Genomic DNA, 12,679 nt, shown 5'->3' on the forward strand with positions numbered 1-12,679 from the left:
GTACGACCATTTCCGCTGTCCGCACGTGACACCGCTCCTCGCGATGTTCAAGTTCGGCACAAGGATGAACTTCACGCCGGCCGCTGGCGTGGTTGCAGGTCTTATAGATAATTTCTAAGAAAGGCGCCAGACCGACGAAGGGCGAAAACGGATTTTTTTATGAGGCAGGCCTCATCCTGCCAGAAGGCGACCATGATCAGGCTTGAAGCCGAAAATCTCTCAGCGCGTCGTGGCGAGGATCTGATTTTCGTTAATGTTTCCTTTACGTTGACCGCGGGAGAGGCGCTTGTCCTGACGGGTCGAAACGGCTCCGGCAAGTCGACACTTCTGCGCGTCGTTGCCGGCTTGCTGCGTCCGGAGACGGGGCGTGCGGTCTGCTTTTCCGGCACGGATCAGGAGGCGCGACCGGCGGGTGAATTCAGCCATTATCTCGGTCATCGCAACGGCATGAAGCGGGAATTGACGGTCGCCGAAAACCTCGCCTTCTGGAAGTCGTTTCTTGGCGATATCGGCACGGGCCGAAGCCTTGATGTCGAAGAGGCGGCCGCTGCCGTCGATCTGTCCGGCATTACCCACCTGCCCTATGGCTATCTTTCGGCAGGTCAGCAGCGGCGCTTCGCCATGGCGCGGCTGCTCGTGGCGCATCGTCCGGTCTGGATTCTCGATGAGCCCACCGCCGCGCTCGACCGCAAGGCGGATGCGATGTTCGAAGGGCTCGTTCGCCATCACCGTCAGTCAGGTGGGATCGCACTTGCGGCAACCCACCAGCCGCTGGGGCTCGAAGGGGCGCAGTCCCTGGAGATGCTCGGCTTCGATGGCGTCGATATGGAGTATGCCGGATGATGGCGCTTTTCTTGAGGGACCTGAAGCTCTCCGTCCGCGCCGGTGGCGGCGCACTGATCGGCGTGCTGTTCTTCACCACCGTTGTCGCTGTCATTCCCTTTGGCGTCGGGCCGGATCTCAACCTTCTGTCACGGATCGGGCCCGCAATCGTCTGGATCGGGGCCCTGCTCTCGGCCCTGCTCGGCCTCGACCGTCTTTTTCAGGCCGAACGGGATGATGGTTCGCTGGACATCCTTCTGATGCAGGAAACGCCGCTGGTGCTGACGGTGCTCGTCAAATGCCTGGCGCATTGGGTCGCGACCGGTCTGCCGCTCGTCATCGCCTCGCCGCTGCTCGGCCTGTTCATGAACATGGATGAAGTGGCCATCGGTGCGGTGATGTTGACACTGCTGGTCGGGTCGCCGGCCATCACCTTCATCGGTGCGGCGGGTGCTGCGGTTGCTGTTGCGCTCCCGCGTGGCGGCTTGCTGGTCTCCATTCTGGTGCTGCCGCTGGCCGTGCCGGTGCTGATTTTCGGCGTCAGTGCCTCCTATGCAGCCGTCGAAGATCCGGCCCCGTTCCTGCCACCCTTCCTGTTCCTGTCGGCGATAACACTTCTCTTTGCCGTGATCGGCCCTGTGGGTGCGGCGGCGGCACTGCGCAGTTCGGCGGATTGAGGCATTTCGGCTTGACCAGGATCAATTGCAGCCTCGCTTGAGACAGGCTAGAACGAGATATGACCGACAACACCCTCGCCGTGACCAAAATCATCGACCTCGCCAATCCGACGCGATTCCTCGCATTTGTCGAGAAAGTTCTGCCGTGGTTTGTCGGGATAAACGTACTTCTTTTCGTCGTGGGCCTTTATCTCGGCTTCACCTCCGAGACGGATTACCAGCAGGGCGACACGGTGCGTATCATGTATGTGCATGTGCCTGCGGCCTGGCTCTCGATGATGTGTTACTCCGTGATGGCGCTTTCCGCGATCGGGACACTGGTGTGGCGTCATCCGCTGGCGGATGTCAGCCACAAGGCAGCAGCGCCGCTGGGTGCGGCCTTCACTTTGATTGCTCTGGTCACCGGTTCGCTCTGGGGCAAGCCGATGTGGGGCACCTGGTGGGTCTGGGATGCGCGCCTCACATCGGTCTTCGTGCTCTTCCTGATGTATCTCGGTCTGATCGCGCTGAACCGCGCGATGGATGACCCGTCGAAGGCTGCGCGCGTCAGCGCCGTCCTGATCCTGGTCGGCTTCGTCAATATTCCGATCATCAAGTTCTCGGTCGACTGGTGGAACACCCTGCATCAGCCCGCCAGCGTCATGCGGCTTGATGGGCCGACAATCCATCCCGAGTTTCTCTGGCCGCTGATGGTCATGGCGCTCGCCTTTACCCTTCTTTTCTTCATCCTGCATCTGATGGCCATGCGCAACGAGATCTGGCGGCGCCGGGTCGGCGCCCAGAGGCGGATGGCGGCGCGTCAGGCCGGTCGGGAGCATCAGGCATGACACACGCCTTTTATGTGATCGGCTCCTATCTGATGACGGCCGGGATCTGTCTTGGCCTGATCGTCTGGGTCTATCTCGACGGTCGGGCGCGCAAAAGCGAACTAAAGGCGCTAGAGACGCAAGGCATTCGCCGCCGCTCGGCCGGGTCCTCGCAGGACAGCCAGGCATGACGGGCAGCGGCGACAGCCATCCTGCAGATGCCGGCAAGGGGCGTGGCCGCTATCTGATCGCGGCCTTGCCGCTCGTCGTTTTTGTTTCGCTTGCGGGCGTCTTCCTGACCCAGTTGCAATCGGGACGCGACGTTTCGGAGATCCCCTCGGCGCTGATCGGGACAAAGGCGCCCGCGCTTGAGCTTGCCGCGCTCGAGGGCTCCGAGCGCCCTGCCCTGACGACGGCGGCCATTACCGGCAAGCTTACGCTCGTCAACGTGTTTGCTTCCTGGTGCGTGCCCTGCCGGCAGGAGCATCCGATCTTGCTGGAACTCTCCAAGGATACCCGCGTGAACGTTGTCGGCATCAACTACAAGGACCGGTACGACAACGCGCTGCGGTTCCTCGGTGAACTCGGCAATCCCTTTTCAGCCATCGGCGTCGACCCGAATGGCAAGGCTGCGATCGATTGGGGCGTCTATGGCATTCCGGAGAGCTATCTCGTCGGTCCTGACGGCACCATCCTCTACAAGAAGGTCGGCCCCTTCGATGCGGATAGCTTTCAGACCGAGCTGATGCCGGCGATCGAAAAGGCGCTCGGCAAAGGCTGATCCTTCCCGGTCAGAGCGCGCCCTGCCAGGTCTTCACAGCCTCGATCGGCCAGACCAGCATGAGGACATTGAGGGTCAGATTGTCCCGGATGACGAATGCCGTCAGAAGCTCGAAGACGACCGCGATGATGACGGTGAGCCACAGGGGCATACGGGCTGCGAAGAAGAAGCCAGCGACCATCGCGACCATGTCCATGCCGGAATTGAGGATGCTGTCTCCGCTATAGCCGATGGCCATGGTCGCGGTCCGGTAGCGGTCGATCACCATTGGCGAGTTTTCCAGGATCTCCCAGGTTGCCTCGATCAGGGCGGCAAGCGAAAGCTTTGCGGTGATCGGCTGCTTGCGCATCACCAGCCAGCCCAGACCATAGAACAGGAAGCCGTGGATGATGTGCGACGGCGTGTACCAGTCGAACAGGTGCTGCGAATTGCCGGGTGTATTCACGCCGGCTTCGAAGAGCTTCACATAGCCGCATTCGCAGATCCAGAGACGCCCCATCAGATATTGAGACAGGACCTGAACCAGGATGATGACAAAGGTCACCACCAGCCAGAAACTCGTCGTCGAGTTCTCGCCCCCCTGGCCGGGTACATCGCTCATTGCTGTTCCTTGTCTTCCAGGGAGTGCTTCATGAGCAGCGGCATCTGGGCCAGCGTGAAGAGGATGGTGATCGGCATCGTGCCCCAGACCTTGAAGCTGACCCAGACATCGTCGGAGAAATTGCGCCAGACGACCTCGTTCAACACGGCAAGGAAGAGGAAGAAGATGCCCCAGCGAAATGTCAGCTTGCGCCAGCCTTCCGCGTCGAGCTGGAAAGCGGCGTTGAACACGTAGCCCAGGAGCGAGGTGCCGAAGGCGAGCCCACCCAGCAGAACGACGCCGAAGAGCGTGTTGACGATTGTCGGCTTCATCTTGATGAAGGTTTCGTCCTGCAGCCAGATCGACAACCCGCCGAAGACCAGAACGACGATGCCCGAGACGAAGGGCATGACCGGCAGGTGCTTGAAGACGATCTTCGAAATGATCAGTGAAATGACCGTTGCGACCATGAAAAGGGCGGTCGCGATCAGAAGCGGTCCGCCGATCGCGGTGAGCTCCGGAAAGGTTTTCGCCAGCCATTCGCCGCGCAGGTTGCCGAAGAAGAAGATCAGGAGCGGCCCGAGTTCGAGCGCCATCTTCAGGACGGGGTTCTGTTTTTCGGCCTGGGAGGCCTGGGTATCGGTGGATGTGTCCGACATGATGTCGTTTCCTAACGTTTCCGGCGCTCAGCGCGCGATGCCGGCAATGGCGCTGGCGAAGTCTTCCGCCTCGAAGGGTTCGAGGTCGTCGATGCCTTCGCCGACGCCGATGAAATAGACGGGCAGCTTGTGTTTGGCGGCGATCGCAACAAGGATGCCGCCGCGCGCCGTGCCGTCGAGTTTGGTCATGATCAGGCCGTTGACGCCCGCCACGTTGCGGAAGATCTCGACCTGCTGCAGGGCATTCTGGCCCGTCGTCGCATCGAGCGTCTGCAGTACGGTGTGGGGTGCATCCGGATCGAGCTTGCCGAGAACGCGGACGATCTTTTCGAGTTCCGCCATCAGCTCCGCCTTGTTCTGCAACCGGCCAGCGGTGTCGATGATCAGAACGTCGGATTTCTCCGCCTTGGCGCGCTCGAAGGCTTCATAGGCCAGGCCTGCGGCATCGGCGCCGAGCTTGGTGCCGATGAAGGTCGAGCCGGTACGGTCGGCCCAGATTTTCAGCTGCTCGATTGCGGCTGCGCGGAAGGTATCGCCGGCTGCCAGCATCACCTTCAACCCTGAGCCCGAAAGCTTGGCGGCGAGCTTGCCGATGGTCGTCGTCTTGCCGGTGCCGTTGACACCGACGACGAGAATGACATGCGGCTTGTGGCTGAGATCAAGGGCCAGTGGCTTGGCGACCGGCTTCAGCACCTTGACGATCTCGGAGGCCATGATCTTGGTCACGTCCTCGCCGGTCACATCCTTGCCGTAGCGCTCGGAGGCCAGCGTGTCGGTAACGCGGAGCGCCGTTTCGACGCCGAGGTCGGCCTGGATCAACAGGTCTTCCAGCTCTTCCAGCGTCTCATCGTCCAGCTTGCGCTTGGTGAAGAGTGCGGTGATCTGGCTCGTCAGCTGCGAGGAGGTGCGGAAGAGGCCAGCCTTCAGGCGCTGGAACCAGCTCAGCTTTTCCGCCGGGGCCGGGGCCTCGGGTTCTGCCGCCCTGGTCTCAGCAGTCGCGAAACCCTTGGGCAGGACGGGGGCAACAGGCTCTGGTGCTGCCTCCTCGAGTGCCGGCGCCGCACTTTGAGGGCCCTGGTCGCCGGCCGTTACCATCTCGTTCGGGGTCTCTTTGAGTTCTTCCTCGGCTTCCGCCTCGAGCAATTCGAGAGGAACCAACGAGAGATCTTCGGGCGACAGATCGTCCGACGGCCCGCCGGCCGTTTCCATTTCCTCGGCGAGAACCGGATCCTCTGCCAGGGGAAGGTCTTCGTCGCGATCCCTAGGCTCGCTTTCCGCCGAGATCGCGGCCTTCTCCTCGACCGTCAACTCCGCCGGCGCGGCAGGCGTTTCTGCCGGCTTCTCCTTGCCGAAGGTGAAGACTTTCTTGATGAAGCCGAGGGCCATGGTCACTCTATTCCGTCTGTCAGGCAGCCGCGTCAGCCGCTGCCGATGCAATCGTCAGATGGCGGCCGGTGTGGCCGCCGATCGATACCTCGATGAGGCTGCCGGGTGTCATGCCGGGCGCTGCAACGAGGGTGAAGTCTTCCGTATGCGCCATTTCGTTGCGCTCGACCAGCAGCTTCTGGTGCGTGCTAACATGCGATGCGAGATGGATAGCCTGCAATCTTTCGGCCACCGCGCGGAGCTCCGCCGCGCGTGCCTTGATAAGAGCCCGGTCGAGCTGCGGCATGCGGGCCGCCGGCGTGCCGGGGCGGGGGCTGTAGGGGAAGACATGCAGATGCGCGATACCGATCTCCTCGGCAAGGCGCGCGGAGTTTGCTGCCATCTCCTCGGTCTCTGTCGGAAAACCGGCAATCATATCGGCGCCAAAGGCAAAGCCGGGGCGCAGGCGCCGGACCTGCTCGGCAAAGGCGATCGCATCGGAACGCGAATGCCGACGCTTCATGCGCTTCAGGATCATGTCGTCGCCATGCTGCAGCGACAGATGCAGATGCGGCATGAAGCGCGGCTCGTCAGCAATCAGGTCGAAGAGATGGCGGTCCGCTTCGATGCTGTCGATCGAGGAGAGGCGCAGGCGCAGAATCTCCGGCACCTGTTTCAGCAGTGTCTTGGCAAGCAGGCCAAGCGTCGGATTGCCGGGCAGGTCCGCGCCATAACTCGTCGCGTCCACTCCGGTCAGCACCACCTCGCGGTAACCGTTCTCGACGAGCTTGCGCGCCTGCTCGACGACGGCGCCCATCGGCACGGAGCGCGAATTGCCACGGCCATAGGGGATGATGCAGAAGGTGCAGCGGTGATCGCAGCCATTCTGTACCTGCAGGAAACCGCGCACATGGCCATCGATATGCGCGACCATCTGCGGTGCCGTCTCGGTCACGCTCATGATGTCGTTGACGGCAACCTTTTCTTCCGCCGAGACGCCGAAATCCGGCAGGCGACGATAGTGTTCGGCCTTGAGCTTCTCCTCGTTGCCGAGGACAGCATCGACCTCGGGCATATCAGCGAAGTTTTGCGCTTCCGTCTGAGCCGCGCAACCGGTGACGATGATGCGGGCCTCAGGGTTTTCCCGGCGCGCCTGGCGGATCGCCTGGCGGGCCTGGCGCACGGCCTCTGAGGTGACCGCACAGGTATTGACGAGGATGGCGTTGTCGAGGCCTGCCTTGGCAGCCTCGGCCTTCATGACCTCGGATTCATAGGTGTTCAGGCGACAGCCGAAAGTGATGACCTCGACGGCGCCTTGTCGCGCGGAGGTCACAGGGTGGCGGCCTCTGAATCGGCGCTCACATCGCGCTGCCAGCTTCCGGTCACCGGATCGACCGTGCCGGACCACTCCCATTCCGCGGGACCGGTCATGACGACCTTGTCGTCGGGGCGCCAGTCGATGGTCAGTGTGCCGCGATTGGGGCTCGACGCCACCGTGATCGTCACCTTACGCTCGGTGCGGCCGGTACGCGCAGCGGACACGCCAGCCGCGCAGGCAGCCGAGCCGCAGGCGAGCGTCAGGCCGGCGCCGCGTTCCCAGGTGCGCGTCACCATCGTCGTCTTCGAGGTGACCTGGGCCAGCGTGATATTGGCCTTTTCCGGGAAGATCGGATGGTTTTCGAGGAGCGGACCGAAGCGCTCAAGGTCATAGGTCATCGGATCGCGATCGACCCAGAAGACGGCATGCGGATTGCCCATCGACATGGCCGAGGGCGAATGCAGGATTGGCGCGTCGATCGGACCGATCTGCAACTCGATGCGGCTGGTGTCGTGGAATTCTTCCGAGAGCGGGATCTTGTCCCAGGCAAAGACGGGCTTGCCCATGTCGACGGAGATCGTGCCGTCCTGATGCTCGACGGCATTCAGGATCCCGGCGATGGTCTGAAAGGTGAAGCTCTTGCGGCCGGTTTCGGCAGCGAGTGCCTGAACCACGCAGCGCGTGCCGTTGCCGCAGGCCTGCGCCTTCGAGCCATCGCAATTCAGGATGTCGATATAGGCGTCGGTGCCGTCAACTCTCGGATCATGGATCGCCATGATCTGGTCGAAGGCGGTCGCGGGGTCGGCGGCGAGGGCGATGGCGGCAGCCGGCGTCACCCGGTCGGTGCGACCGCGCATGTCGATGACCAGGATCTTGTTGCCAAGCCCGTTCATAACAGCGAATTCGACCCGATCCGACATCGTCACTCCAGAAAGCTGCATTTTCAGCCTATATGGCGGAAAAGCAGCCGAATTACCAGTGGAGCGACCAAATCCGCGCATGCATGGTCAACGCCAGCGCTCGGTCACCACAAGCCATTCCCGGGTCCGCGCCTCGGGATCGGCATTGAGTGTGATGTCGGTGACCACCGCCGCGCTGTCTGCCCCTGCTGCGAAAACACCAGGTAGACGGTCAGGGCGAAGTCCCCCGATCGCGACCAGGGGCAGGGGGCCGATCTTTTCCTTCCACACTGTCAGCCGTTCCAGGCCCTGCGGCGCCCAGGGCATTTTTTTCAGGATCGTCGGATAGACGGGGCCGAGAGCAATATAATCGGGCTCGGCGGCCAGCGCCGTTTCAAGCTCGGCCTCGTTATGCGTCGAGAGGCCGAGCTTCAGGCCCGCGCTGCGGATGGCTGCGAGATCCGCCATCGCCAGATCCTCCTGTCCCAAATGCACGAAGTCGCAGGCCTCGTCGATGGCGATCTGCCAGAAGTCGTTGACGATGAGCTGGCAGCCGTGTTGGGCACAGCATTGCCGGGCGCGTCGAACATGCTGGCGAAGCACGCTTTCCTCGGCGTCCTTCATCCGCAGCTGCACCAGCTTGACCCCCAGCGGCACAAGCCGCTCGATCCAGTCGGCGCTGTCGACGATGAGGTAAAAGGGATCGAGCTTCATGCGAAGACCCCCTTTCCGATGACGGGGGTGGATGGCACCGCCATGTCGCGCGGTTCCAGCATGCCTGCTCGATGAGCGATATGCCCCGCCTCGATCGCCTTGGCAAAGGCCTCGGCCATATCAGCGGGATCGCCGGCGCTGGCGACGGCGGTGTTGAGCAGCACGGCGTCGTAGCCGAGTTCCATCACCGCTGTGGCATGGGAGGGACGACCGATGCCGGCATCGACGATCAGCGGCACGTCGGGAAATTCCGCCCGCATGGATTTGAGTGCCGGCAGATTCTGCGGCCCCATGGCGCTGCCGATCGGCGCGCACCAGGGCATCAGCACGCGGCATCCGGCGGTGAGCAGCTTCTCCCCGACCACCAGATCGTCTGTCGTATAGGGGAAAACCTCGAAGCCCTCGGCGTTCAAGATCTTCGCCGCTTCCACCAGTTCGAACACATCGGGCTGGAGCGTGTGGTGATTGCCGATCACCTCGAGCTTGATCCAGGTGGTGCCGAAGACCTCCCGCGCCATCTTTGCCGTCAGCACCGCCTCGCGGGCGCTGTGGCAGCCGGCGGTATTGGGCAGGACGTGCACACCGAGATCGCGGATCAGCTGGAAGAAGGCCCCGCCCGCCTTGCCGCCTGCGGTTTCCCGGCGCAGCGAGACGGTGACGATTTCGGTTTTCGAGCGCCGCACGGCTTCCGCCAGGATCGCAGGCGAGGGGTAGCGCGCCGTGCCGAGCAGGAGTTGCGAAGTGACGGTCTTGCCATAGAGTTCCAGGGCCATATCAGCCTCCTTGCATGGGCGAAAGGATCTCGATCCGGTCGCCCTCCTTCAAGGGATGGGCGGCGCGCTCTTCGCGGTGTACCAGATCGCCATTGACGGCGGTGGCCAGCCAGTCACCCTCGTAGTCGAGCTTGGCGAGCAGATCGTCGAGATTGCCGGCATCGAGCTCCAGGGCTTCTCCGTTGACGGTGAGCTTCATGTGCTCCTCCTTTTGTCAGATGCGTCTGTGATCGTCAGCCTGTCCGCCGCCTCACGCGCCAGTGCTGGAGCCAGCAGAAAGCCGTGGCGGTGCATGCCGGCCACTGCCAATCCTTCGGAGGTTTCGATGAGCCGGGGCACATTGTCCGGGAAAGCCGGGCGGATGCCGGTGCCGGTTTCCACGATGCGCGCCTCGGCAAAGGCCGGGTGCAGGGCATAGGCTGTGTTGAGCAGTTCCATCATCGAACGCGCCGCGATCGGCCCGTCATCCTCAGCCTCGACCATGGTCGCGCCCAGCATGAACAGCCCGTTGCCGCGCGGGACGATATAGAGGGGGTGGCGGGGATGCAGTAGGCGGACAGGGCGGGAGAGCGTGACATCGCCCGTCTCCAGATAGAGCATCTCGCCGCGCACCCCCCGCAGCCCTTCGATCTCGCCGATCGCCTGTGGTCCCCGGCAATCCACGACGCTCGCATAGCCTCCCGTCTCACCCGCTTCCTCCCCGAAGCGGAAGGAGACACCGAGCTGCCGTGCTGCCTGATAAAGCCCCCGCAAGGCTTGGCGCGGATTAAGATGCGCCTCCTCTGCGAAGAAGAGGCCGGTGCCGAAACGCCCCGCGAGATCAGGCTCAAGCTCTGCGATCTCATCCTCGCCCAGCCAGCGATGGCCGCGCGTGCGGGTCACAAAGCGCTTGAGGTCGGCGAGATCGCGGGGATTGGCCAGCACCAGCGTGCCCCGGCGCTGGACGAGACCGGGCAAAGCCTCGTCCCACCAGTCGGCAGCCAAGAGACCTGATGTCAGTACGATCTCTTCCGCCGCCTCCCGCTCGCAATAGGGGGCGAGCATGCCGCCCGCCCAATGGGAGGCGCCAAGCCCGATATCGGCCCGGCGCTCCACGACCTCGACAGGGATACCCCTGCGCGCCAGTTCGAGCGCCGTCGCCAGCCCTGCGACACCGGCGCCTTTCACCAGGATGGTCATGACCGCTCTCCCGCCCCAAGCGCTGCGATCTCGTCCGCCGTCATGTAGAGATCGCCGCCGGCGCGGTATTTCTCCGCCATGGCGGTCAGGCCCTCCTTCTGTGCCTCGGCGCGGATGTCATGGGATATGCGCATCGAGCAGAATTTCGGCCCGCACATCGAGCAGAAATGCGCGACCTTGTGCGCCTCCTTCGGTAGGGTTTCGTCATGGAAGGCGCGGGCCGTGTCCGGATCGAGCGAGAGGTTGAACTGGTCTTCCCAGCGGAATTCGAACCGGGCGCGGGACAGTGCATCGTCGCGCAGCTGGGCCGCCGGATGGCCCTTGGCGAGGTCGGCGGCATGCGCTGCGATCTTGTAGGTGATGACGCCGGTCTTCACATCGTCGCGGTCGGGCAGGCCTAAATGCTCCTTCGGCGTGACGTAGCAGAGCATGGCCGTGCCGAACCAGCCGATCATCGCGGCACCAATGCCGGAGGTGATGTGGTCGTAGCCGGGTGCGATATCCGTCGTCAGCGGCCCCAGCGTATAGAAGGGGGCCTCGCCGCAGGTCTTCAGCTGCTTGTCCATGTTCTCCTTGATCTTGTGCATCGGAACATGGCCGGGGCCCTCGATCATCACCTGACAATCTTTCTCCCAGGCAATCTTGGTCAGCTCGCCCAGCGTCTCAAGCTCGGCAAACTGGGCGGCATCATTGGCATCGGCAATCGAGCCGGGCCGCAGTCCATCGCCCAGCGAGAAGGAGACATCGTATGCGCGGCAGATGTCGCAGATTTCCTCGAAATGCTCGTAGAGGAAGCTCTCCTTGTGATGATGCAGACACCACTTGGCCATGATCGAACCGCCGCGCGAAACGATGCCGGTCACGCGGTTGACGGTCAGCGGGATGTAATGCAGCCGAACGCCGGCATGGATGGTGAAATAGTCGACGCCCTGTTCGGCCTGCTCGATCAGCGTGTCGCGATAGACCTCCCAGGTCAGGTCTTCGGCGATACCGCCGACCTTTTCCAGCGCCTGGTAGAGCGGCACGGTGCCGATCGGTACGGGCGAATTGCGGATGATCCAGTCGCGGATGTTGTGAATGTTGCGGCCGGTCGAGAGATCCATGACCGTATCGGCCCCCCAGCGGATCGCCCAGACCATCTTCTCGACTTCCTCGGCCATGGAGGAGGTGACGGCCGAATTGCCGATATTGGCGTTGATCTTCACCAGGAAATTGCGACCGATGATCATCGGCTCGAGTTCCGGATGGTTGATGTTGGCGGGGATGATTGCCCTCCCTGAGGCGATCTCCTTGCGGACGAATTCCGGCGTCACGTGATCGGGGATCGCGGCGCCGAAGCTTTCGCCGTCGCGGGTGAGCGCTTCTTTCATGGCCTTGCGGCCAAGGTTTTCCCGGATCGCCACATATTCCATTTCCGGCGTGATGATGCCGGCGCGGGCATAGGCAAGCTGTGTTACGGCTTTGCCGCCCGTGGCACGAAGCGGCTGATGTTTCACGGGAAACGCCGGTGTCAGTTTGTCGGCAGAGACAAAACCGTTGTCCTCGGGCTTTACATCGCGGCCGTCATAGGCCTCGACATCGCCGCGTGTCTGGACCCAGTCGAGACGGTGCCGGGCAAGCCCCTGGTCGATGGCGATTGTCGCCTGCGGGTCGGTATAGGGACCTGACGCGTCATAGACATTCACAGGCGGTTCGCCAGAGGTCGGGTGCAGGGCGATCTGGCGCAGGGGCACACGGATATCCGGGTGGATGTCCCCTGCCAAGAAGATCTTGGTCGAGGCGGGAAGCGGCCCGGTGGTGACGTCGGGCCTGTTGAAGTCAGGGGCAATGTTCATCATTGAGCTCCAAGTGTTCAGGTTGGAGACCCAGTCATGTCAGGCGGAATGATGGAAAGACGCCACGGGATTCGGATTCCGAATCATCGTTTTTGCAGCGCTCGCACCGTCCCTACGCCAGTATGAACTGGATCAGGTTCAACGGGTCACCGCGCTGCCATTGTCCTTATCGGGATTGGCGTAGCGATATCTCAGCCCCTTGTCGGGACACCCCTGGTGAATGCGCCAAGTCTGGCCAAAAGCGTGAGCCGTGTCAACGAGCCCCTGTCTC

Annotated in this window: 15 protein-coding genes and 1 riboswitch; of the genes, 5 read left to right on the top strand and 10 right to left on the bottom strand. The window is 62.7% G+C overall.

Annotation, left to right across the window (positions count from 1 at the left end):
• Positions 1-195: 195 nt before the first annotated feature.
• The 5 genes from ccmA to AC1PUL_RS18975 are packed head-to-tail and all read left to right on the top strand — an operon-like array spanning position 196 to position 3,086.
• On the top strand, positions 196-843 hold the full coding sequence (gene ccmA, locus AC1PUL_RS18955; RefSeq protein ID WP_480468634.1) for a heme ABC exporter ATP-binding protein CcmA: 648 nt from the start codon (positions 196-198) through the stop codon (positions 841-843).
• Complete coding sequence (gene ccmB / locus AC1PUL_RS18960; protein ID WP_480465595.1) at positions 840-1,499, top strand: heme exporter protein CcmB; 660 nt, start codon at positions 840-842, stop codon at positions 1,497-1,499. Before ccmA ends, ccmB begins: the two co-directional genes overlap by 4 nt.
• A gap of 59 nt (positions 1,500-1,558) precedes the next feature.
• Entirely contained in the window at positions 1,559-2,326 is a 768-nt protein-coding gene (locus AC1PUL_RS18965; protein WP_298462947.1) for a heme ABC transporter permease, read from the top strand.
• Positions 2,323-2,496 (top strand): heme exporter protein CcmD, encoded by a 174-nt coding sequence (gene ccmD / locus AC1PUL_RS18970; protein ID WP_480465596.1) that lies wholly within the window; start codon positions 2,323-2,325, stop codon positions 2,494-2,496. The genes AC1PUL_RS18965 and ccmD overlap by 4 nt, the downstream gene beginning before the upstream one ends.
• Positions 2,493-3,086, top strand: a complete 594-nt coding sequence (locus tag AC1PUL_RS18975) for a DsbE family thiol:disulfide interchange protein (protein WP_480465597.1) — start codon at positions 2,493-2,495, stop codon at positions 3,084-3,086. Before ccmD ends, AC1PUL_RS18975 begins: the two co-directional genes overlap by 4 nt.
• Before the next feature lie 10 nt (positions 3,087-3,096).
• Here AC1PUL_RS18975 and AC1PUL_RS18980 read toward each other — a convergent pair whose 3' ends face one another.
• The 10 genes from AC1PUL_RS18980 to thiC all read right to left on the bottom strand — a co-directional run bounded on the left by AC1PUL_RS18980 (position 3,097) and on the right by thiC (position 12,408).
• Entirely contained in the window at positions 3,097-3,687 is a 591-nt protein-coding gene (locus AC1PUL_RS18980) for a DUF2585 domain-containing protein (RefSeq protein WP_480465598.1), read from the bottom strand.
• Complete coding sequence (locus tag AC1PUL_RS18985; protein ID WP_298462941.1) at positions 3,684-4,325, bottom strand: septation protein A; 642 nt, start codon at positions 4,323-4,325, stop codon at positions 3,684-3,686. The genes AC1PUL_RS18980 and AC1PUL_RS18985 overlap by 4 nt, the downstream gene beginning before the upstream one ends.
• A 27-nt stretch (positions 4,326-4,352) precedes the next feature.
• Positions 4,353-5,711, bottom strand: coding sequence for a signal recognition particle-docking protein FtsY (ftsY, locus tag AC1PUL_RS18990; RefSeq protein WP_480465599.1), 1,359 nt, complete (start codon positions 5,709-5,711; stop codon positions 4,353-4,355).
• A gap of 19 nt (positions 5,712-5,730) precedes the next feature.
• Entirely contained in the window at positions 5,731-7,023 is a 1,293-nt protein-coding gene (gene mtaB, locus AC1PUL_RS18995) for a tRNA (N(6)-L-threonylcarbamoyladenosine(37)-C(2))-methylthiotransferase MtaB (RefSeq protein ID WP_480465600.1), read from the bottom strand.
• A complete protein-coding gene (gene dapF, locus AC1PUL_RS19000) occupies positions 7,020-7,928 on the bottom strand; it encodes a diaminopimelate epimerase (RefSeq protein WP_480465601.1) in 909 nt (302 codons plus the stop codon). The genes mtaB and dapF overlap by 4 nt, the downstream gene beginning before the upstream one ends.
• 87 nt (positions 7,929-8,015) lie before the next feature.
• Positions 8,016-8,621: a thiamine phosphate synthase gene (locus tag AC1PUL_RS19005; protein ID WP_480465602.1), complete on the bottom strand. Its 606-nt coding sequence runs from the start codon at positions 8,619-8,621 to the stop codon at positions 8,016-8,018.
• The gene (locus tag AC1PUL_RS19010; RefSeq protein ID WP_480465603.1) at positions 8,618-9,394 is read right to left on the bottom strand and encodes a thiazole synthase; all 777 of its coding nucleotides are present in this window, start codon (positions 9,392-9,394) and stop codon (positions 8,618-8,620) included. Before AC1PUL_RS19010 ends, AC1PUL_RS19005 begins: the two co-directional genes overlap by 4 nt.
• A 1-nt stretch (position 9,395) precedes the next feature.
• A complete protein-coding gene (gene thiS, locus AC1PUL_RS19015) occupies positions 9,396-9,593 on the bottom strand; it encodes a sulfur carrier protein ThiS (protein WP_480465604.1) in 198 nt (65 codons plus the stop codon).
• Positions 9,590-10,573: a glycine oxidase ThiO gene (gene thiO / locus AC1PUL_RS19020; RefSeq protein WP_480465605.1), complete on the bottom strand. Its 984-nt coding sequence runs from the start codon at positions 10,571-10,573 to the stop codon at positions 9,590-9,592. Before thiO ends, thiS begins: the two co-directional genes overlap by 4 nt.
• Entirely contained in the window at positions 10,570-12,408 is a 1,839-nt protein-coding gene (thiC, locus tag AC1PUL_RS19025) for a phosphomethylpyrimidine synthase ThiC (RefSeq protein ID WP_480465606.1), read from the bottom strand. Before thiC ends, thiO begins: the two co-directional genes overlap by 4 nt.
• 91 nt (positions 12,409-12,499) lie before the next feature.
• Positions 12,500-12,633: riboswitch (TPP riboswitch) on the bottom strand.
• Positions 12,634-12,679 lie beyond the last annotated feature (46 nt).

The sequence above is a fragment of the Rhizobium sp. P43 genome, from assembly GCF_056730705.1.